The 21,457-nt window shown below is 64.0% G+C and carries 20 protein-coding genes; 13 read left to right on the forward strand and 7 right to left on the reverse strand.

Annotated elements, in window-relative coordinates; translation table 11 throughout:
* The first annotated feature begins 2 nt into the window (after positions 1-2).
* The 4 genes from thrC (at position 3) to HKX24_RS05155 (ending at position 4,782) form a co-directional block, all read left to right on the forward strand.
* A complete protein-coding gene (gene thrC, locus HKX24_RS05140) occupies positions 3-1,391 on the forward strand; it encodes a threonine synthase (RefSeq protein ID WP_271693183.1) in 1,389 nt (462 codons plus the stop codon).
* The gene (locus HKX24_RS05145) at positions 1,388-2,650 is read left to right on the forward strand and encodes a pitrilysin family protein (RefSeq protein WP_271693184.1); all 1,263 of its coding nucleotides are present in this window, start codon (positions 1,388-1,390) and stop codon (positions 2,648-2,650) included. Before thrC ends, HKX24_RS05145 begins: the two co-directional genes overlap by 4 nt.
* Entirely contained in the window at positions 2,647-3,231 is a 585-nt protein-coding gene (locus HKX24_RS05150; RefSeq protein ID WP_067267819.1) for a GNAT family protein, read from the forward strand. The genes HKX24_RS05145 and HKX24_RS05150 overlap by 4 nt, the downstream gene beginning before the upstream one ends.
* 135 nt (positions 3,232-3,366) lie before the next feature.
* Positions 3,367-4,782, forward strand: coding sequence for an FAD-binding oxidoreductase (locus HKX24_RS05155; protein WP_271693185.1), 1,416 nt, complete (start codon positions 3,367-3,369; stop codon positions 4,780-4,782).
* Here HKX24_RS05155 and HKX24_RS05160 read toward each other — a convergent pair.
* Positions 4,779-5,309, reverse strand: coding sequence for an adenine phosphoribosyltransferase (locus HKX24_RS05160; RefSeq protein WP_271693186.1), 531 nt, complete (start codon positions 5,307-5,309; stop codon positions 4,779-4,781). The genes HKX24_RS05155 and HKX24_RS05160 overlap by 4 nt on opposite strands.
* A gap of 167 nt (positions 5,310-5,476) precedes the next feature.
* Entirely contained in the window at positions 5,477-6,349 is an 873-nt protein-coding gene (locus tag HKX24_RS05165) for an S-methyl-5'-thioadenosine phosphorylase (RefSeq protein WP_271693187.1), read from the reverse strand.
* A gap of 266 nt (positions 6,350-6,615) precedes the next feature.
* On the opposite strand from HKX24_RS05165, the gene HKX24_RS05170 reads away from it, so the two are divergent.
* Complete coding sequence (locus HKX24_RS05170) at positions 6,616-8,247, forward strand: SulP family inorganic anion transporter (protein ID WP_271693188.1); 1,632 nt, start codon at positions 6,616-6,618, stop codon at positions 8,245-8,247.
* A gap of 242 nt (positions 8,248-8,489) precedes the next feature.
* On the opposite strand, the gene HKX24_RS05175 is transcribed toward HKX24_RS05170, so the two are convergent.
* On the reverse strand, positions 8,490-9,095 hold the full coding sequence (locus HKX24_RS05175; RefSeq protein ID WP_067267806.1) for a flavin reductase family protein: 606 nt from the start codon (positions 9,093-9,095) through the stop codon (positions 8,490-8,492).
* Between the two features lie 105 nt (positions 9,096-9,200).
* Between HKX24_RS05175 and HKX24_RS05180 the strand changes: the two genes are divergently transcribed.
* Together HKX24_RS05180 and HKX24_RS05185 are read left to right on the forward strand one after the other, a co-directional pair.
* Positions 9,201-9,680, forward strand: coding sequence for an N-acetyltransferase (locus HKX24_RS05180; protein WP_271693190.1), 480 nt, complete (start codon positions 9,201-9,203; stop codon positions 9,678-9,680).
* Between the two features lie 51 nt (positions 9,681-9,731).
* Entirely contained in the window at positions 9,732-10,499 is a 768-nt protein-coding gene (locus HKX24_RS05185) for an EcsC family protein (RefSeq protein WP_271693191.1), read from the forward strand.
* Here HKX24_RS05185 and modC read toward each other — a convergent pair whose 3' ends face one another.
* Genes modC through modA form a run of 3 tightly spaced genes read right to left on the reverse strand, consistent with a single transcriptional unit; the run spans position 10,500 to position 13,004 of the window.
* The gene (gene modC, locus HKX24_RS05190; protein ID WP_271693799.1) at positions 10,500-11,588 is read right to left on the reverse strand and encodes a molybdenum ABC transporter ATP-binding protein; all 1,089 of its coding nucleotides are present in this window, start codon (positions 11,586-11,588) and stop codon (positions 10,500-10,502) included.
* Positions 11,585-12,277 (reverse strand): molybdate ABC transporter permease subunit, encoded by a 693-nt coding sequence (modB, locus tag HKX24_RS05195; RefSeq protein WP_271693192.1) that lies wholly within the window; start codon positions 12,275-12,277, stop codon positions 11,585-11,587. Before modB ends, modC begins: the two co-directional genes overlap by 4 nt.
* Positions 12,267-13,004, reverse strand: a complete 738-nt coding sequence (gene modA / locus HKX24_RS05200) for a molybdate ABC transporter substrate-binding protein (protein WP_271693193.1) — start codon at positions 13,002-13,004, stop codon at positions 12,267-12,269. Before modA ends, modB begins: the two co-directional genes overlap by 11 nt.
* Positions 13,005-13,114: 110 nt before the next feature.
* Between modA and HKX24_RS05205 the strand changes: the two genes are divergently transcribed.
* The 5 genes from HKX24_RS05205 (at position 13,115) to ptsP (ending at position 18,546) form a co-directional block, all read left to right on the forward strand.
* The gene (locus HKX24_RS05205; RefSeq protein WP_067267814.1) at positions 13,115-13,582 is read left to right on the forward strand and encodes an NUDIX hydrolase; all 468 of its coding nucleotides are present in this window, start codon (positions 13,115-13,117) and stop codon (positions 13,580-13,582) included.
* 94 nt (positions 13,583-13,676) lie between these two features.
* Positions 13,677-14,144 carry a DUF1178 family protein gene (locus HKX24_RS05210; protein ID WP_271693194.1) on the forward strand — a complete coding sequence of 156 codons (468 nt, stop codon included), beginning with the start codon at positions 13,677-13,679 and terminating at the stop codon, positions 14,142-14,144.
* A gap of 26 nt (positions 14,145-14,170) precedes the next feature.
* Entirely contained in the window at positions 14,171-14,815 is a 645-nt protein-coding gene (locus HKX24_RS05215) for an SDR family oxidoreductase (protein ID WP_271693195.1), read from the forward strand.
* Between the two features lie 87 nt (positions 14,816-14,902).
* Positions 14,903-16,141 (forward strand): aspartate kinase, encoded by a 1,239-nt coding sequence (locus tag HKX24_RS05220; protein ID WP_136720516.1) that lies wholly within the window; start codon positions 14,903-14,905, stop codon positions 16,139-16,141.
* Between the two features lie 161 nt (positions 16,142-16,302).
* Positions 16,303-18,546 carry a phosphoenolpyruvate--protein phosphotransferase gene (gene ptsP / locus HKX24_RS05225; RefSeq protein WP_271693196.1) on the forward strand — a complete coding sequence of 748 codons (2,244 nt, stop codon included), beginning with the start codon at positions 16,303-16,305 and terminating at the stop codon, positions 18,544-18,546.
* 9 nt (positions 18,547-18,555) lie between these two features.
* Here the strand turns inward: ptsP and HKX24_RS05230 are convergent, their stop codons facing one another.
* Positions 18,556-19,578, reverse strand: a complete 1,023-nt coding sequence (locus HKX24_RS05230; RefSeq protein ID WP_271693197.1) for an NAD-dependent epimerase/dehydratase family protein — start codon at positions 19,576-19,578, stop codon at positions 18,556-18,558.
* Positions 19,579-19,776: 198 nt separating this feature from the next.
* Here HKX24_RS05230 and HKX24_RS05235 point away from each other — a divergent pair, with 198 nt between their 5' ends.
* Entirely contained in the window at positions 19,777-21,405 is a 1,629-nt protein-coding gene (locus HKX24_RS05235) for an alkaline phosphatase family protein (protein ID WP_271693198.1), read from the forward strand.
* Positions 21,406-21,457 lie beyond the last annotated feature (52 nt).

A 21,457-nucleotide genomic window follows, 5' to 3' on the forward strand; every position in this document is an offset into this window, starting at 1 on the left:
CTATGCGCTATATCTCTACCCGTGGCTCCGCCCCTGTTCTGTCCTTCGAAGAGGCGATGCTGACCGGCCTTGCCCGTGACGGCGGCCTCTACGTCCCCGAAACGATCCCGACGTTGAGCGCGGAACAGATCGCGGCCATGCAGGGCCAAAGCTACGAAGAGGTGGCCTTTACCGTCATGCGCCCCTTTATCGGTGACACTTTTACGGATGAAGAATTCCGCGCCATCATCGCCCGCGCCTATGAGGGTTTCGGCCATGCCGCCCGTGCGCCCATGGTGCAACTCGCCCCGAACCACTTCCTGCTTGAGCTGTTCCACGGGCCGACACTGGCATTCAAAGACTTCGCCATGCAGCTTATCGGCCAGATGTTCCAAGCCGCGTTGGGCCGCAAGGGCGAGCGGGTGACCATCGTGGGCGCCACCTCGGGTGACACCGGCTCCGCCGCGATCGAAGCCTTCAAGGGGCTCGACAATGTCGATGTCTTCATCCTCTACCCTCATGGGCGCGTGTCTGACGTGCAGCGCCGCCAGATGACCACGCCCGCGGAATCCAACGTGCACGCGCTGGCCATCGACGGTGATTTCGACGATTGCCAAGCCCGCCTTAAGGACATGTTCAACGATTTCGACTTCCGCGATACCGTGCGGCTGGCAGGGGTGAATTCGATCAACTGGGGCCGGGTGCTGGCGCAGGTGGTCTATTACTTCACCGCCGCTACGAGCCTCGGCGCGCCCCTGCGTGAGATCAGCTTCACCGTGCCCACCGGCAATTTCGGCGACATCTTCGCGGGCTATATCGCCAAGCGCATGGGGCTGCCCATCGCTGATCTGGTCGTCGCCACCAACCAGAACGACATCCTGCACCGCTGCCTCTCGGGCCAAGGCTATCACAAGGGGAGCGTGACCCCCTCGATCAGCCCGTCAATGGACATTCAGGTCTCCTCGAACTTCGAACGCGCCCTCTTTGACGCCTATGATCGCGATGCCGGTGCCGTGGCGCAGTTGATGGACGAGTTGGGGCAGGGCGGTTTCGACGTCTCTCAAGGGGCGATGCAAGCGCTGCAAGACATCTACCGCTCGGGCCGCGTCTCCGAAGAGGAAACCACCGCCACCATCGCTGACCGTCGCCGGACCACGGGTGAGCTGCTTTGCCCGCACTCCGCTGTCGGCGTGAAAGTCGCGGATGATCTGCGCGATCCGGCAACCCCGATGGTGACCCTCGCCACCGCCCATCCGGCAAAATTCCCCGACGCGGTCGAAGCCGCAACCGGCATTCGCCCGGGCCTGCCGCCCCGCATGGCGGACCTTTTCGACCGGGAAGAACGTTTCACCCGGCTGCCCAACGACCTCGACGCGCTCAAAGCGCATATCAAAGGAAACCTCTCCGCGTGAGCCTACAACAGACCACATTGCCCAACGGCTTTCGCATCGTCACCGAACATATGGAAGGGCTTGCCTCCTCCGCCATCGGCGTCTGGGTCAACGCAGGCGCGCGGCATGAGACGCCGCAGCAAAATGGCATCGCGCATTTCCTCGAACATATGGCGTTCAAAGGCACCGCGACCCGTTCTTCGCTGCAAATCGCCGAGGCGATTGAGGATGTGGGCGGCTATATCAACGCCTATACCTCGCGCGAAGTGACGGCCTATTATGCCCGCGTGTTGGAAAATGACGTGGCGCTCGGCCTCGACGTGATCGCCGACATTCTGCGCAACCCGGTGCTGGACCCTTCGGAAGTCGAGGTCGAACGCGGCGTGATCCTGCAAGAGATCGGCCAAGCGCTCGACACGCCCGACGATGTGATTTTCGACTGGCTGCAAGAGCAGGCCTACCCGGATCAGCCCATCGGCCGCACGATCCTTGGGCCAAGCGAGCGGGTCTCGGCCTTCTCGCGTGACGACCTGCAACGTTTCATCGCCGATCACTACGGGCCGGAGCAGATGATCCTTTCGGCTGCCGGTGCGGTGGACCACGACAAAATCGTCAAACTCGCCGAAAGCCTCTTTGGCGACATGCCCGCCAAGACGCTCTACCAGATCGACAGCGCCCGTTTCGGCGGCGGCGAATATCGACAGGTCAAACAACTGGAACAGGCCCATTTCGCGCTTGGCTTTGAAAGCCCCGGGTACCGCTCCGACGACATCTACATCGCCCAAATCTACGCCTCAGCTCTGGGCGGCGGCATGTCCTCCCGCCTGTTCCAAGAGATTCGTGAGAATCGCGGCCTTTGCTACACGATCTTCGCCCAAGCAGGCGCCTATGCCGACACGGGCATGACCACGATCTACGCCGGCACCAGCGCCGAGCAACTGCCCGAACTGGCCAATATCACCATCGACGAGATGAAGCGCGCGGCCTCTGACATGTCGCCTGCCGAAGTCGCCCGCGCCCGCGCGCAGATGAAGGCCGGGCTGCTCATGGGGCTGGAAAGCCCCTCCAACCGTGCCGAACGACTTGCCCGGCTCATCCAGATTTGGGACCGTGTACCGCCGCTGGAAGAAACCGTCGCCCAGATCGACGCGGTCACCACTGGCGACGTGCGCGATTTCGCCGAACGCATGGCCACGCAAGCCCCTGCGGCTCTCGCGCTCTACGGTCCGGTCGACGCCGCCCCGACGCTGGACGACCTTCACAACAGACGCGCCGCCTGATGCTGGGGCGACGCAAACTGCGGATAGAGACGGAACGGCTGACCCTGCGCCCGCCGATCCACGCCGATTTCCGCGCCTGGGCGGCCCTGCGCCGCGCCAGCAACGACTACCTGCGCCCGTGGGAGCCGACATGGGCCGAGGATCATTTGACCCGCAAGGCTTTTACAAACCGTGTCTACTGGGCGCAGCGCTCGGTCTCCTCGGGTAACGCCATGCCGCTCTTTCTCATCCGGCGCAGCGACCAAAACCTCGTCGGTGCGATCACCCTCGACAACATCCGTCGCGGGCCGGCTCAATCCGGCACCCTGGGCTATTGGACGGGCGAACCCTTTGCCCGCCAAGGCTACATGCGCGAGGCGATCGAAGCGACGGTGCATCAGGCCTTCACCCGCCTCGACCTGTCGCGCATCGAGGCCGCCTGCCTGCCTGAAAACCAAGCCTCCCGCGGCCTGCTCGAAAAGGCGGGCTTCAAATACGAGGGCGTCGCGCAGAGCTATCTACAGATCGATGGCCGCTGGCGGACCCATGTGCTCTACGCTTCTCTCCGCAAAGACCGGCGGGGCCGCACGGACGTAGGCTAAGGCTCAACGCGAAACGCCTCGCTGACAACATAAGCATCGCCGGGGCATGATCGCCCCGCCTCACGCCCCGCATTCTCCCCGCCGGTCCGGCGCTTTGCCCTTGCATCTGCGCGCCCCGCGCAGGATCAAAGGCCCATGACACTGAACCCCGCCGACACCGCCTTCATCGACACCCTGCGCGCGCAACTGCCAGACGATGTGCTGCGCGACCCCGAGCAGCGCTACCTCGAAGAACCCCGCGGCCGCTACGCGGGGCAGGGGGGCGTCTTGGCCCTGCCGCGCAGCACCGAAGAGGTCGCCACCCTGATCCGCGCCGCCCATGCCGCCCGCGTGCCGGTCGTGCCCTATGGCGGCGGCACCGGACTTGTCGGCGGCCAGATCAGCAGCGATGGTCCCGCACCGCTCATCCTCTCCCTCGAACGCATGAACCGCATCCGGGCCGTCCTGCCCGAAGAGAATGTGCTGGTCGCCGAAGCAGGCACGATCCTCGCCGATGTCCAAACCGCCGCCGAAGAGGTAAACCGCCTCTTCCCCCTGTCCCTCGCCGCCGAGGGCACCGCGCGCATTGGCGGCACGCTTTCGACGAACGCAGGCGGCACCGGCGTGCTGCGCTACGGCAACGCCCGCGACCTCTGCCTCGGCCTCGAAGCCGTCTTGCCTGACGGCCAAATCTGGCACGGCCTGACCCGCCTGCGCAAAAACAACACCGGCTACGATCTGCGCAACCTGCTGATCGGCGCCGAAGGCACCCTCGGCGTGATCACCGCCGCGGCCCTCAAACTCTACGCGCGCCCCGCCCGCAGTGGTACCGCACTCATGGTGATCGAGAGCCCCGCCGCCGCATTGGCGCTCCTCTCCCTCGCGCGCGATCACTTGGGCGAAATGATCAGCGCTTTCGAATTGATGCACCGAAGAGGTTTCGATTTCCTAAACGAAACCCTGCCCAACATCCGCCAACCCTTCGCCGAAACCCCGCAATGGTGCGTCCTGATCGACATCGGCACCCCCGGAGAGATCGATACCGACGCCGCCCTAGAGGCCCTATTCGCTGCAGCCCTCGACGCCGGCCTCGTCTCCGACGGCCTCATCGCCCAGAACGCCCAACAGGCCCAAGACTTCTGGACCATCCGCGAAACCATCCCCGAGGCCAACCGCCTGATCGGCTCGGTCTCCAGCCACGACATCTCGGTGCCCCTCGGCGCGATCCCCGAATTCATCACCCGCGCCACCGATGCGCTCTCGGCCCTCGGCGACTTCCGCATCAACTGTTTCGGCCATGTCGGGGACGGCAACCTGCACTACAACGTCTTCCCCGCAAAGGGCAAAGACCGCACCGATTACGAAGGCCAACGCGACGCGGTGAAACGTCTGGTCCATGACCTCGTCCACGACCTCGGCGGTTCGTTCAGCGCGGAACATGGCGTGGGCCGAGTCAAGGTCGATGACCTCGAACGCTACGGCGACCCCGCCAAACTCACCGCCATGCGCGCCATCAAAGCGGCCCTTGATCCCAAGGGCATCATGAACCCCGGCGCCGTCCTAAGGGCTTAAAGCCCGTCAAAAGCGCAGAGCGCATGCACCTCTTTGCCAAGCGCTTCCAAACGCTTGCGCCCGCCCAGTTCGGGCAGATCGATAATAAAGGCGCAGGAGACGATCTCGCCCCCCAAACGCTCGATCAGTTTGATCCCGGCCTCCGCCGTGCCGCCGGTGGCCAAAAGATCATCCACAACCAAAACCTTCTCGCCCGGTTTGATCGCATCGTCATGCAACTCGACAATGGCCTCGCCATATTCAAGCTGGTATTCCTGACTGATCACCGTGCCGGGCAGCTTGCCCTTCTTGCGGATCGGCACGAAACCCACGCTCAGCTGATGCGCAATCGCCCCGCCAAGAATGAAACCGCGCGCCTCCAGCCCCACGACCTTATCAATCGCAATTCCCGCATAGGGGTGCAGCATCTGGTCGATCGCCATGCGAAACCCGCGCGGATCGGCGAAAAGCGTTGTCACGTCACGAAACATGATCCCCTCATGGGGAAAATCTACGATCGTGCGAATATAGTCCTGAACCTGTTTCATGGCGCCCTTCCGCGTGTTTGACCGGACCCGTCTTAGCGCAACGCGCCGCCCGGGCGAACCCCCCATCTGCGCCCACCGCACAACATCCAAGAAGGGGCGCCAACCCCCTCCCTTCATCCTTTCTTAAATACCTTCCGCACTCAGCCAAGCAAAGCCGCCGCCTGCGGTCAAAGCATCCGCCCCGCCACCGCATCCAGCTTGGCCAGCAATTCCGGATCCCGCGCATCCGGCTGGGTCAGGATCGCAAATTCCAGCGCCCGGTCACAGCCGTGCGGGCAGGGCGCGCGCTCGGCCCCCAGAAGCGCGGGCAGGCGCGAAACCATGGCGCGGCCCTTGTCGGCGTTGCCCATCAGCGTAGCGATGATCTGCGTCACATCCACTTCGCCGTGGTCCGGGTGCCAGCTGTCGTAATCGGTGATCATCGCGACACTGGCATAGCAAAGCTCCGCCTCGCGGGCGAGTTTCGCCTCGGGCATATTGGTCATGCCGATCACATCCGCCCCCCAGCTGTCGCGGTACATCTTGGATTCCGCGAGCGTCGAGAATTGCGGCCCCTCCATCGCCAGATAGGTGCCGCCGCGGTGGACGTTGATGCCCGCCTCCCGCGCGGCGGTCTCGCAGGCGTCGCTTAACCGCGGGCAGGTGGGATGGGCGATGGATACATGGGCCACGCAGCCGGGGCCGAAGAAGCTCTTTTCGCGCGCCATGGTGCGGTCGATGAATTGGTCGACGATGACGAAATCGCCCGGGGCCATCTCCTCGCGGAACGACCCGCAGGCCGAGACGCTGATCACATCCGTGCAGCCGAGCCGTTTCAGCGCGTCGATATTCGCGCGGTAGGGGACGGAGGTCGGCGTATGCACATGCCCGCGGCCATGGCGCGGCAGAAAGACCATGGCGACCCCATCTAGCGTGCCAGTCAGCACTTGATCCGAGGGCGCGCCCCATGGGGTCTCCACGGTGACCCAATCGGCATCCTGAAGCCCGTCGATGTCGTAAATGCCGGAGCCGCCGATCACGGCGATTTTCGTATCTGTCATGAGGGGTAAGCCTGTGCCTAGGATGGTTGCGGGTAAGGGTCAAAGAACCTCATAGAATGCCACGGGGATCAAGTGTTTTTGCCGAGAGGCAAAACACGACTGCGTCAGGCGAGGGGGTGAAAGTGTTTCTGCATTGCAGCAACTTCCGTGGCCCCGTCGCCAAGACGCTTTTCTTTGCGGCGAAATTCCTCTAGGTGCAGCCAAAAGCGCCCCGCATCCGCGGTCAGGGCGCTATATCCGTTTTCCGAAAGTCAAAGGACGCCCCCATGCGCGCCACGCTGCACAATTTCGCCAAGAACCTCGATGTGACCGATCTGCGTTGGATGCCGGATGACGGTTTCTCCATCGGTCGGCTGCGGATCGAACTGCTGTCAGGGCTGACCGTGGCGCTGGCGCTGGTGCCCGAGGCGGTGGCCTTTGCCTTCGTCGCCGGGGTGCACCCGCTGGTCGGGCTCTATGCCGCCTTTCTCGTGGGCCTCATCACCGCGCTGATCGGTGGTCGGCCCGGGATGATCTCTGGCGCGACCGGGGCGCTCGCCGTGGTCATGGTGGCGCTGGTGGCGCAGCACGGGGTCGAATACCTCTTTGCCACCGTCGTGTTGATGGGGCTGTTGCAGATTTTCGCGGGCGTCATGCAATGGGGCAAGTTCATCCGGTTGGTGCCGCATCCGGTGATGCTGGGCTTCGTCAATGGCCTCGCCATCGTGATTTTCCTCGCCCAGATGAGTCAGTTCAAAGTGCCCGGCACCATGGTCGACACCGGTCATGGCGTGGGCGGTGGTGAATGGCTTTCGGGCCAGCCGCTCTACCTCATGCTGACGCTGGTGGCGGCGACCATGGCGATCATCTGGATCACCCCGCGCATCACCAAGGTCATCCCCGCGCCGCTAGCGGGCATCGGCGTGATTGCCGCCCTCGTGATCGGTTTCGGCCTCGACGTGCCGCGGGTGGGTGACTTGGCGTCGATTCAAGGTGGCTTGCCGAGCTTGCATATCCCCATGGTGCCGCTGACTTGGGAGACCTTTGAGATCATCCTGCCTTACGCCGTCATCCTCGCGGCCATCGGTCTGATCGAAAGCCTGCTGACCCTGAACCTCGTCGGTGACCTCACCGGCAAACGTGGCGGCGCGAGCCAAGAGTGTATCGCCCAAGGTGTGGCCAATACGGTCACCGGTTTCTTCGGCGGCATGGGCGGCTGCGCGATGATCGGTCAGTCTATGATCAACGTGAAATCCGGCGGTCGCACCCGTGTCGCTGGGATCGCCGCGGCGGTGTTCTTGCTGCTCTTCATCCTCGTCGGCTCCTCGGTGATCGAGCTTATCCCGCTGGCCGCTCTTGTCGGTGTGATGTTCATGGTGGTGATCGGCACCTTCGCTTGGAACTCGCTCACCATCCTGCGCAAAGTGCCACTGATGGATGCTTTCGTCATCATTCTGGTGACCGTGGTGACCGTGATGGAAGACCTCGCCGTGGCGGTGGTTGTCGGCGTGATCGTCTCGGCGCTGGCCTATGCGTGGAACAACGCGCGCCGTATCCACGCGACCACGCGGGACTCGGTGACCGAGAAGGGCGCCAAGGTCTATGAGATCCACGGGCCGTTGTTCTTCGGCTCTTCCGACGGCTTTGCCGAGCTTTTCGATGTGGAGAACGACCCCGAGGTGGTGATCGTCGACTTCGCCGACAGCCGGGTGGTGGACCAATCCGCGCTACAGGCGATCGAGGCGATGGCCGCGAAATACGAGGCTGCGGGCAAACGTTTGCAACTGCGTCACCTGAGCCGTGATTGCCACCGTTTGCTGACCAAGGCGGGGCATCTGATGGTCGATAGCGATGACGACCCCGATTACGAATTGGCGGTTGATTACGATGTGCGCACCGGGGTTCTGGGCGGGCACTGAATGGAAAACCCGGCGCCGAGAGGTGCCGGGTTATTTGTAGCCTTCTTAGTCAGCAACTTCTTGGTCAAGTTTGCCACCCGGCCCGGAACAAGCCGCAGGCGCCGGGCCATCGCCTGCCCGCCCCACGGGTAGGCGATCCGGCGAGGCGAGGCGCGACACTGAGAACGCACATCACGGCTGAGCAATAAAGTGGCCCGAGCTGAGCGTTGGATCACCCACCCGCGGGCAGGCGATGGCCCTTATCAATCATCCGGACGCTTCAACTCGAACACATCCCGCACCACCGTGTAATCGCGGTACCCCAAACGCGACAGCGGCTGGAACCGGGTCACGTCGAACCGCCCATCGACCACGCAATCGTCGCGCATATGCACGCCTACGACCTCACCGAAAACCGCGAAATTCGCCTCGCCCGGCAGTTGCACGATCTGGGTCAGCTTGCACTCGAGGCTCGCGGGCGCATTGGCCACCCGCGCGCAGGCGATCTGTTCGCATTCGGCCTTGTCGATCCCGGCACGGGCGAATTCATCCTCGCCATGAGGCAGCATGGCAGAACTCACATTCATCACGTCACGCGCCGCATATTCCACCACGTTCACGCAGAACACCCCGGTTTCCCGAATATTGGCCACGGAATCCTTGGTGCCGTCCACGTCTTCCTTGGCGCTGGTCGAGGCGAACATCACCTGCGGCGGCACATAGGCGACGGCATTGAAAAAGGAATAGGGGGCGAGGTTGTCGCGGCCTGCGCCATCACGGGTAGAGATCCAGCCGATCGGGCGTGGGCTGATGATGGCGTTGAACGGGTTATGCGGCAGACCATGGCCGTCTTCGGGACGATAGAACATGTACACTCCTTGATGGTTTGCACCCATGGCTAGCCTCATGCTACGTCCAGCGCCACCCGCAATTGCTCCTGAAAGCCTCCGGCCTTGCATCAGACGCCCTACAAGATGACCCCGGAGGTGCCCGCCGACCATTGGGAGGTCGAAGCGCTCTATGACACCTGTTTCGCGCCGGGACGCGAGGCGCTGTCGTCTTACCGTCTGCGCGATGGCGTGCCGCCGGTGGCAGGGCTCAGCCATGTGGCCCGTGACAGCGGCGGAATTCTGGCCGGGGCGATCCGCTATTGGCCCGTGCGCATCGGCGCGGCGAAGGCGCTCTTGCTGGGGCCGGTGGCGGTGCACCCCACAAGGCAGGGCGAAGGGCTGGGCGCGGGGCTGATCGAGACCTCGCTGGCGCAGGCGGCCCCGCTGGGGTGGGAACGGGTGATGCTGGTGGGCGACGCGCCCTATTACAATCGCTTCGGCTTTGCCCTGTTGCAGGGGGTCGAGATGCCGCCGCCCACGAACCCCGCGCGCATCTTGGGCCGCGCCTTGACCGAGGGGGCTTGGGCCGGGGTGACGGGCAAGGTTCGCCGCTGGCACGATTGATTTTACCCCGCCCGCGACCCACATTGAGCCTAAGCTCGAAGAGGGACGCCCATGCAGATCGAAAGCAACCTGCCCAGCACCATTGATGTCGATGCCCGGCTGGATGAGATCGCCCGCCGCTATAAACAGGCGGGCGGCGTGGGCATCCATGTGCTCAACCTTATCGGCGGCAGCGCGGATGGGTTGATCGACCGTTTGCCAGGGGCGGTGCGCCGCAACCTCGAAGGGGCGACGATGAAGGCACTTGGCCATGCCATGCAGGCCGCCCATTCCAGCCGCAGCTATGTGAAAGACCAGCAAGGCTGGCTGAACCAAGCCGTCTCGACCGCCATGGGCGCCGCGGGCGGGGCCGGGGGGCTGCCGACCGCCTTGGCCGAACTGCCGGTGACCACCACGCTGCTTTTGCGGGTCATCCAAGGGGTGGCGGCTGAACATGGGTTCGATCCATCGGCGGAGAATGTGCAATTCGACTGCGTGCATGTCTTTACCGCCGCCGGGCCGCTGGCGGATGACGATAGCGCCGATCTGGGGTTTCTCACCGTGCGCATGGCGCTCACGGGCCGCGCGATGAATGCGGTGATCGCCCGGGTGGCGCCGCGTCTGGCGCTGGTGCTGGGACAAAAGCTTGCCGCGCAGGCGGTGCCGGTGCTGGGCGCAGTGGCTGGGGCTGCGACGAACTATGCCTATACCAGCTATTACCAAGACATGGCCCATGTGCATTTCGGCCTGCGCAAACTGGCGATAGAGGCGGATATCCCGCAAGAGGAACTGGTCGCCCGCCTACGCAAGAAAATGGGCAGGACGCCGCCCAAACTGTGATCAGCGCCCGATGCTTCCCGGGGCCACTGTGGTGGCCTTGAGGATGGCATAGCAGCCCATGCCCTCACGCAGATCAAGGTCGCGGACCGCCCGGGCCGTCACCCGCGCCAAAAGGCGGTCTCCGCCCGCGTCGAGCGCGATGGCCGCACCGGGCCCGTCGCCCGGATGCACGGCCTCGACCCGGACGGGCAGGATGTTGACCGAAGACAGCCCCTCGGGCCGCGCGCGCGACAGGATCACATCCTGCGCCAAGACCCGCAGCCGCACCCGCGCGCCCACCGGCGCTTGCACGCCGGGAAGCTCCAATTGCCCCGCCCGCACGGCGAGGGTCGAAAGCCCATCTTCGGCATGGGCGATGACGTCGGCCTCCAGCACCGCGCCGGCTTCGCGCACGCCGAGCAGCGGCACGGCTGCCGGGTCGGCCATCACGTCGAACAGCGCGCCCTGGGCCTTCAGCCGCCCGTTTTGCAGCAGCACCAAGCGATCGGCGAGGCGGGCGATTTCATCCACCGCATGGCTGACGTAGAGGATCGGCAGGCCCAACCCCCCGTCGCGCAGCCGTTCGAGATAGGGCAGGATCTCTTGCTTGCGCGGCCCGTCGAGGCTGGCCAGCGGCTCATCCATCAGCAACATGCGCGGATGGCACAGCAGGGCGCGACCAAGGGCGACGCGCTGTTTCTCCCCGCCCGAAAGCGTTGCCGGGGCACGGTCGAGCAGGGGCTCAAGCCCCAGAAGCGCCACGACATCGGCAAAACCCGCGCCTTGGCTGCCGCGCGGGGCATAGCGCGCGCCGAAGGTCAGGTTGCCGCGCACGTCCAAATGGGGAAAAAGCCGCGCGTCTTGAAAGACATAGCCCAGCCTGCGGCGATGTGGCGGCACCCAGATGCCGCGCTGTGTATCCAAAAGCACCTCACCGTCCAGCACCACGCGCCCGACATCGGGGCGCAGCAATCCGGCGAGTGCATTGATCACCGTCGTCTTGCCCGCGCCGGAGCGGCCAAAGAGCGCGGTGATCCCGCCTTGGGTGGTGAAAGACAGGTCCAGATCGAAGCCGTCGAACCCATGGCGCAGCGTGACCTCAAGCATCAGCGCGCCCCCGAAATGCGTTTCGCGACCCGCCGTGCCAATGCTTCGGAGAGCAGCACGGCGGTCAGCGCTACCAACCCGGCCAGCGCGGCCATGGCCAGTGCACGGTTTTCACCGCCCGGCACCTGCAAGGCCGTCCAGATCGCGCTTGGCAGGGTCTGGGTCTGGCCGGGGATATTGGCGACAAAGGTGATCGTGGCGCCGAATTCGCCCATCGCCTTGGCAAAGCCCATCACTGCCCCGGCGAGGATGCCGGGAAAGATCAGCGGCAGGGTGACGCGGCAAAATACGCTCAGGCGCGGCGCGCCGAGGGTTGCGGCGGCGTCTTCGATCCGGGGGTCGACCGCCTCGATCGCCAGCCGCATGGCGCGGACCATCAGCGGGAACCCCATGATCAGCGCCGCCAGCACCGCGCCCGTCCAGTGAAAGGCAAGACCGATGCCGAGGCTCTCCAACAGGCGGCCCAAAGGGGCGTTGCGGCCAAAGCTGAGCAGCAGCAGATAGCCCGTCACCACCGGCGGCAGCACCAGCGGTAGATGGACCAGCGCGCTCAGCACGCCTTTGCCGCGAAACTCTTTCCGGGCGAGAATCCACGCGACCCAGAGCGCCAGCGGCAGCGAACAAAGCATCGCCACGCTCGCCACCCGCAGCGACAGCAAGAGCGCGGCCCAAGCGGCGGCGTCAAGATCCATGATCGGCCCGAAGGAACCCGTGGTCCACAAGGATCGCCTGAGCCGCGTCGGTGGTCAGAAAATCGACCAGTGCCCTGCCCTTGGCCGTCAGCGCCGCGGCAGGATAGGTAATCGGGGCATGGGCCTCGGCAGGGACCTCGTAGATGGTCTGCACCTCCGGCTCGGCCTGCGCATCGCTGGCATAGACCACGCCAAGTGGCGCATCGCCCCGCGCGACCAGCGCCAGTGCGGCACGGACATTGTCGGTCTCGGCCAAGCGGCTTTGCAGCCGTTGCCAAAGCCCCGCATGGGTGAGCCATGCACGGGCATAGCTGCCTGCGGGAACGGCGTCGCGTTGCCCTATGGCAAGCCGCCCTTCGGCGCCGAGCCGGGCGGGCAGCTCGGCGGGATCGGCAAGTGGGGCGCTGTCGGCGGGGGCAATCAGCACGAGGCGGTTGCGGGCGATGATCTGCGCATTCCCGGCCCCCTCCACGCCTTCATCTGCGAGCCATGTCATCCAGTCGCTATTGGCCAGCAAGACCACATCGGCGGGCGCTCCGGAGGCGACTTGCCGTGCCATCGTGCCCGACCCGCCGTAAGACGGCACCACCGGCGTGTGGAAATCCGCCGTGACCTCCTCCAACGCGCCGCGCAGGCTGGCGGCGGCAAAGACCGTCACGGGTGCTTCGGCCCGAAGGGGCAGGGCAAGGCTGCAAAGCACTGTCAGAAGAGCGGAAAATCTTATCATTTTGGTAGTATCTTTGATGCGATGAAAGGGGGCAAGGGGATATGGCCAGACGGGGATCGCCGCGCTAGGGTCAAGGGGAAACAACCTGCCAAGGGGCGCGGCTGCAACGGATGGTGAAACAGGCTCCGATATCCTTGAACGGCGGACAGAAGGATGAGCTGCGCATTCAGTTCGCGGCGCTTTGCTGGCGTCGTAAACGGGGCAAGTTGCAGATCCTGCTGATCACTTCGCGCGGGAGCAAACGTTGGATCATTCCCAAGGGTTGGCCGATGGAAGGCAAGACCCCCGCCGCCTCGGCCTTGGTCGAGGCTTGGGAGGAAGGCGGCGTCGTGGGGCAGGCGCGGGGGCAATGTCTGGGCGTCTACAGCTATGCCAAAACCGGCGCGGATGGGACCTTGCCCTGTCTGGCGATGCTCTACCCGGTAAAGGTCAAGGCGCTGGCCAAACACTTCCCCGAGAAGGGACAGCGCAAGCGGATGTGGTGTTCGCGCCGCAAGGCCGCCCGGCTGGTGGAGGCCCCCGATCTGGCGCGGCTGATCCGTGATTTCGATCCGCGCAGCGGTGGTTTGGCGGGCTGACCGCGCCGCGTTGCGATCCGCGCCGCGCCCGCGCTTGTCTTGACCTCTTTTGCGCCGCAGCCCATTTAAAGCAGAGAGTTTGAGGACCGGGCGAATGATCCGTTATGCACTGAAATGCGAGGCCGGGCATGGTTTCGAAAGTTGGTTCCAATCCGCGGCGGCCTTTGACAGCCTCGCCCGTGCGGGCCATCTGAGCTGTGCGGTCTGCGGCTCGACGGAGGTGAGCAAATCGCTGATGGCCCCGCGGGTGACCTCAGGCGGCAGCGCTCCGGCTGCGCCGGAAGCGGCGGAGAAACCGAAGCCTGCCGAGACACCCGCCCCGGCCCTGTCCAATCAGGCAAGTGATGTGGAAAAGGCACTGACGGCCCTGCGCAAAAAGGTCGAATCCACCTCCGATTACGTTGGCAAGAATTTCGTGCGCGAGGCGCGGGACATGCACGCAGGGCGCAGCCCCGAGCGCCCGATCTATGGCGAGGCGCGGCTGGATCAGGCGCGGGAATTGGTGGCCGAGGGCGTGCCCCTGATGCCGCTCCCGTTCAAACCCAAACGCCAACTTTCCTAAAAGCCCATTTTCATAAAGGATCGCCCATGACCATCGTTATCACAGGCGCCAGCCGCGGCATCGGCGCGGCGCTGGCCCGCCAGTATAAAGACGCGGGCGAAGAGGTGATCGGCACCGCACGCGGCGCAGGCGCGCAGGCCGTGCTGGACGTGACCGACCCGGCAAGCCACGCGTCCTTCGCCGCAAACCTGCAAGACCGTCCGCTGGACCTGCTGATCTGCAATGCGGGTGTGTATCTGGACAAGGGCGATGACTTGGATACCGGCTTTGGCCCCGACCTCTGGGCGCAGAGTTTCGCGACCAATGTGACCGGGGTTTTCCTCACCGTGCAATCCCTGCTGCCCAACCTGCGTGCGGCGCAGGGGGCGAAAATCGCGATCATCGCCTCGCAGATGGGGTCGCAAACGCGGGCGCCGGGGGGCAGCTATATCTACCGCGCCTCCAAAGCGGCGGCGATCAATCTGGGGCGCAATCTGGCGGTGGACCTGAAGCCCGAGGGCATCGCGGTGGGGATTTATCACCCCGGCTGGGTGCGCACCGATATGGGCGGTGATCAGGGCGAAATCAGCGTGGCGGAGTCTGCCCAAGGTCTTGCACAACGGATCGCCACGCTGGACCTTGCTCAAACGGGCTGCTTCGAGACATGGGACGGCCGCGCGCATCCGTTCTAGGCGGCGCTACATAACGTCATGTTAAATAGGCTTGCCCTTGCCGTGCCGTGGGCTTAGACCGCGCTGGACTGTTGCGCGGGGGACAATATGCCTGTTCTGGTTATGAAATTCGGTGGGACTTCGGTTGCCACTTTGGACCGTATCCGCCGCGCGGCAAAGCGCGTCGGCGTCGAGGTGGCCAAGGGCTATGACGTGATCGTCATCGTATCCGCCATGTCGGGCGAGACGAACAAGCTGGTAGGCTTCGTCAATGAGACCTCGCCGCTCTATGATGCGCGCGAATATGATGCCATCGTGTCGAGCGGGGAGAATGTTACCGCCGGGCTGATGGCGCTCACTTTGCAGGAAATGGACGTGCCCGCGCGGTCTTGGCAGGGCTGGCAGGTGCCGGTGCGCACCACCGATGCCCATTCGGCCGCGCGGATCGAAGAGATTCCCACCGACAACATCAACGCCAAGTTCGGTGAAGGCATGAAGGTGGCCGTGGTCGCAGGTTTCCAAGGCATCAGCCCGCAGGGCCGGATCACCACGCTTGGCCGGGGCGGATCGGACACGACCGCCGTGGCCTTTGCCGCCGCCTTTGGCGCGGAGCGTTGCGATATCTATACCGACGTGGACGGCGTCTACACGACCGACCCGCGGGTCGAATCCAAGGCCCGCAAACTTGACAAGATTTCCTTTGAAGAGATGCTGGAACTGGCCTCTCTCGGGGCGAAGGTTTTGCAGACCCGTTCGGTCGAACTGGCGATGCGCTACAAGGTTAAACTGCGGGTGCTGAGCAGTTTCGAAGAACAATCTGACGATGCCGGGACGCTCGTCTGCGATGAGGAGGAAATCATGGAAAGCAATGTGGTGGCCGGGGTCGCGTTTTCCCGTGATGAGGCAAAGATGACCTTGGTGTCCGTGGCGGACCGCCCCGGCATCGCCGCGACGATCTTTACCGCGCTCAGCGAGGGCGGCGTGAACGTCGATATGATCGTTCAGAACATTTCCGAAGAGGGGCGCACCGATATGACGTGGTCCTGCCCCGTCGATCAGGTGATCCGCGCTGAAAAGGCGATGGAAAAGGCCCATGAAGAGGGGATCATCAACTATCAGGAGTTGATCGCCGACAAGGCCGTGGCCAAGGTTTCCGTGGTGGGGATCGGCATGCGCAGCCATACCGGCGTGGCCGCCAAGATGTTTAAGGTGCTCTCGGACGAGGGGATCAACATCAAGGTGATCACCACCTCCGAGATCAAGATCAGCGTGTTGATCGACCGCAAGTATATGGAATTGGCCGTGCAAGCGCTGCACGACGCTTTCGAGCTTGATAAAGCGGCCTAAACACCTGCGATGACACGGGTTTTACGCAAGGTGACCCCTTGCGTAAATCTGCAGCATCCCGCCGATATGCTGGCTGAGGATGTAGGGTATGGCGCGAATAGCATTTCTATCCTTGCGCGAGTGCGCTAAACCCTGCTCCAGAGGGACAGGGACCGGATCATATGGCCGAACGGGTTGAGACAGAAAGCCGCAAGCTGCTGGGGCGGCTGCGTGATGCGATGGCCAGCGATGTGGCGGGCCAGGCGCGGCTGGACAAGATCACCCAGTTGATCGCCAATTCCATGGGCTGCGAAGTCTGCTCGATCTATCTGTTCCGCGACGAAGACACGCTTGAGCTTTGCGCCACCGAAGGTCTGAACGAAGCGGCGGTGCATGAAACGCGCATGAAACTGGGCGAAGGTCTGGTCGGTCGGGTCGCCAAGAGGCGCACGGTCATCAACACGCCCGATGCGCCCCAAGCCGCTGGTTTCCGCTTCATGCCCGAGACGGGGGAGGAGATTTATTCCTCCTTCCTTGGGGTGCCGGTGCAACGTCTGGGTGAGACGCTGGGCGTGCTGGTGGTGCAGTCCAAAGTCGCGCGGGAGTTCTCCGCCGATGAGGTCTATGCGCTTGAGGTCGTGGCGATGGTGCTGGCCGAAATGGCCGAGCTTGGCGCTTTTGTCGGCGAGGGGGCTGCGATGTCGGCCCGGCATAGCCAGCCGGTGCTGCTGCGCGGCACTGTGGGGCAGGAGGGTGTGGCCGAGGGGCACGTCTGGCTGCATGAGCCGCGGGTGGTGGTCTCAAACCCCATTGCCGATGACCCTGAACGCGAGACGGAGCGGCTGACCGAAGCGGTTGAGCAATTGCGGCTCAGCGTTGACCAACTGTTAAGCCTTACCGCCGACAAAGAGCAGCAGAAGGTGCTCGAAGCCTACCGCATGTTCGCCAATTCCAAAGGCTGGATGCGGCGCATGGTGGAGGATATCCAAAGCGGGCTGAGCGCTGAGGCCGCGGTCGAGAAAGAGCAATCCATGGCCCGCGCCCGTCTGGGGCAGGTCAATGATGCCTACTTGCGGGAGCGGTTGTCGGATCTGGACGATCTGTCGAACCGGTTGCTGCGCAATCTGACGGGGCAGGGCAGCGATACCGGGGCCGAGATGCCGGTCGATCCGATCCTCGTGGCGCGCAACATCGGCCCGGCGGAACTGCTGGATTACGGGCGGTCGTTGCGCGGCATCGTGTTAGAGGGCGGCTCGGTCGGCTCTCACGCCGCTGTTGTCGCGCGGGCGCTGGCGATTCCGCTGATCGTCCACGCCAGCCGTGTGACCAATGACGCGCTGAACGGTGATCACATCATGGTCGACGGTGAGCAGGGCGTGGTGCATCTGCGCCCCGACGATACCGTGGCCACGGCCTTTCGCGACAAGATCGCGATGCAGGCAGCGGCGCAGGAACGCTATGCCTCGATCCGCGACAAACCGGCCGAGACGAAATGCGGGCGGATCATCAGCCTACAGATGAACGCAGGTCTGATGGCCGATCTGCCCTCGCTCGAAGGGTCGGGGGCCGAAGGGGTCGGGCTCTTCCGCACCGAGTTGCAGTTTCTGGTGCGCAACCAGATGCCCCGCCGGACCGAGCTTGCCGCGCTTTACGCGCGCGTGCTCGATGCCGCCCATGGCCGCCGCGTGGTCTTCCGCACGCTCGACATCGGGTCGGACAAGGTGCTGCCCTATATGAAGCCCCATGATGAGCCGAACCCGGCCTTGGGCTGGCGCGCGATCCGGGTGGGGCTGGACAAGCCCGGTGTCATGCGGATGCAATTGCAAGCCCTGATCCGCGCCGCCGCGGGCCGCCCGCTGGCGGTGATGTTCCCCTTTATCGCCCAGTTCGAGGAATTCCGCGCCGCCCGCGCGGAGGTCGACAAGGCGATGGAGCGTGAGCGTATTCTGGGCCATGTCCTGCCCGAAAAGCTGGAGGTCGGCGCCATGCTGGAGACCCCCAGCCTCGCCTTTGCCCCAAAGAAATTCTTTGAGGAGGTCGAGTTCCTGTCGATCGGGGGCAATGATCTCAAGCAGTTCTTTTTCGCCGCCGACCGTGAGAACGAGCGGGTGCGGCGGCGCTATGACACGCTGAACGTCTCTTTCCTGACCTTCCTCGAGGGCATCGTAGAACGCTGCGCCGAAACAGATACTGCGCTGTCTTTTTGCGGGGAGGATGCGGGCCGCCCGGTCGAGGCGCTGTGTTTCGCGGCCATCGGGCTCAAGACCCTGTCGATGCGCCCGGCCTCCATCGGGCCGGTCAAAAGCCTGCTGCGGCGCTGCAATCTCGACGACGTGCGCGCGGTGATCCACGCGGCGCGAGAGCGGGGCGAGATGTCGGTCAGGGGCGCGGTGATGGACTACGTCCGCCAGCAGCACCAGCACTAAGCGCTGCGGCTATCTGCCGTGATAGTCCCGAAACCAAGCGACGAAACGCGCGATGCCTTCGTGAATGTCGGTCTGTGGGCGGTAGCCGGTGAGCCTATGTAGCAGGGTCGCGTCGGCCCATGTGGCGGGGGCATCACCCATCTGCATCCCCATGTAATTGCGGACCGCCCGTTTGCCGAGCGCGGCTTCGATCGCCTCGACGAAATCGAGCAGGCGCACCTTTTCGGAATTGCCGATATTCACCGCACGGTAGGGGGCCGCGGGGGAGAGCGAATCCCAGTCCGGCGGCGGTGGCGCCGTGCCCGGTTGCGGCGGAACGCAATCCATCAGCAGCCGAATGGCGCGCACCAGATCGTCGACACAGGTGAAATCGCGGTACATCTCGCCGTGGTTGTAGATGTCGATCGGACGGCCATCGAGGATCGCGTCGACGAATTTACTCAGGGCAAGGTCGGGCCGACCCCAAGCCCCGTAGACGGTGAAAAAACGAAACATCGTCGTCGGCAGACCCCAGAGATGAGCATAGGCATGGGCCATCCCCTCATTCGCCTTTTTCGTGGCGGCGTAGATCGACAGGGGCCGGTCGGTGGCCCCGGCCTCGGCGAAAGGCATATCGGTATTGGCGCCGTAGATTGACGAGGAGGAGGCCATGAGCAGGTGTTTCACCTCCAACCGCCGCGCAGCCTCCATCACGTTGAAGGTGCCGGTGATATTCGCCTCCAAAAAAGCGCGGGGGTGGTCGATGCTGTGACGCACGCCCGCCTGTGCGGCAAGGTGCACGATCATGTCGGGCGCGAAGTCATCTACCAGCGCGTCGAAGGTCTCGCGGTCTTCCAGCAGGGCTTCTTTGGTGGTGAAATGCTCATGCTGAAGCAGCATCGCATGGCGGCGTTGTTTCAGGGCGACATCGTAGTAATCGGTCATCCCGTCATAGCCCTGCACCCGTGCGCCTTCGGCCAGCAATAGCCGGGCAAGGTGAAAGCCGATGAAACCGCCCGTGCCGGTGACAAGTATCCTTTGCGTGCTGTTCATTCTGGCATCCTCGCTGGTCCGGCTTGAGTTGCCTTTCCCAATGTCCTGGTAGAGGTTGGGCGGTGAATGCTAAAAATTTGGTTAAACTTGGGCTAGAAACTGCAAGGCATTGTCAGGCAGGCCAAAAATCAAATCACAGCACGACGAAATGCTTCGCGAGCTAAGCTGCGCGAAGGACCATCGCAGGGAAAGCGCCCCATGCCCAAGAACGTTCTTTTCATCATGTGCGACCAACTTCGCTGGGATTATCTGTCCTGCACGGGCCATCCGCATCTGCACACGCCGCATATTGACGCGCTGGCCGCGCGCGGAGTGCTTTTCGACCGCGCCTATGTGCAATCGCCGATTTGCGGCCCCTCGCGCATGTCGTTCTACACAGGCCGCTATGTCAGCTCGCATGGGTCGACTTGGAATGGCATCCCCCTGAAGGTGGGGGAGATGACGCTGGGCGACCATCTGCGCCCCTTGGGCGTGCGCACAGCGCTTTGCGGCAAGACCCATATGGCCGCCGATATCGAAGGGCTGCGCCGCCTTGGCCTGTCGCCCGACAGCGATATTGGCGTGCTGATTTCGGAATGCGGGTTCGAGCCCTATGAGCGGGACGACGGGCTGCACCCCGACGGCGGGCCCTACGCCCGCAACCCCGCCTATGACGCGCATATGAAGGACCGCGGGTGGCAGGATGAGAACCCGTGGCATTCCGTCGCCAACAGCGCCGAAGATGCAGAGGGCAATATCCTGAGCGGCTGGTTTCTGGACCACGCCGACAAACCGGCCCGCGCCGCGGATGAGGAGAGCGAGACGCCCTATATCACGGGCCGCGCCATGGATTTCATCCGCGATGCCGGCGATCAGCCGTGGTGCCTGCACCTGAGCTATATCAAACCGCACTGGCCCTATATCGTCCCCGCGCCCTACCATGATCTCTATGGGCCTGAGCGCCATCTGGACCCGGTGCGAAGCGCGGCGGAAAAGCGCGATCCGCATCCCGTCTATGGCGCATTCATGCAGGAGCGCGTCTCTCAAGCCTTTTCCGATGACGCGACCCGAGGCCGGGTTCTGACTGCCTATATGGGGCTGATCAAACAGCTCGACGACCAGATCGGCCGGCTGATGGCGTTTCTCACCGAAGAGGGAGTCGCGGATGATACGATGATCGTCTTCACCTCGGATCACGGCGATTACCTTGGCGACCACTGGATGGGGGAGAAAGAGCTTTTTCACGACCCCTCCGCCCGCATTCCGATGATCGTCGTTGATCCCCGCCCCGAGGCCGATGCGACCCGCGGCGCAAAATCCTCGGCACTGGTCGAGGCGATCGACGTGGTGCCCACCATTCTTGATTATTTCGGCGGCGCCGCCGTGCCGCATATCATCGAGGGCCGATCCCTCTTGCCGCTGTTACATGGCAAGGCCGAGCGGTTGCGTGATTTCGTGGTCTCGGAATACGACTACGCGCAGCGCGACGTGCGCAAACGCTTGGGGGTCGAGGTGAGGGACGCCAAGCTGACGATGCTATTCGACGGGCGGTGGAAATACGTCTTTGCCGAAGGGTTCCGCCCGATGCTGTTCGACCTTGAAAGCGACCCCGATGAGCTGGTCGATCTGGGGGCCAACCCCGCCCATGCGCCTGAGCGCGCCCGGCTGGAGCAACTGCTGTTCCGCTGGACGCGCCGCACCGCTCAGCGCACCACCATTTCCGACGCCAAGATTGCAGCCAGCGATGCCACGATGGGCGAGGCGACGGCGGGTATTCTGATCGGCTATCGGAATGAGGATGAGTTGCGCGAGGTTTTGGCGGCGGCGGGGAAAGGTGGTGGGGGGTGAGGCATGGCCGCGCCGTTGATGACGAGGGGTCCTGGGTGGCTTTTAAGAGGAG

Origin of the sequence: Sulfitobacter sp. M85 (genome assembly GCF_029285915.1) — a bacterium.
In the GTDB taxonomy this organism is placed as follows: Bacteria; Pseudomonadota; Alphaproteobacteria; order Rhodobacterales; family Rhodobacteraceae; genus Sulfitobacter; species Sulfitobacter faviae.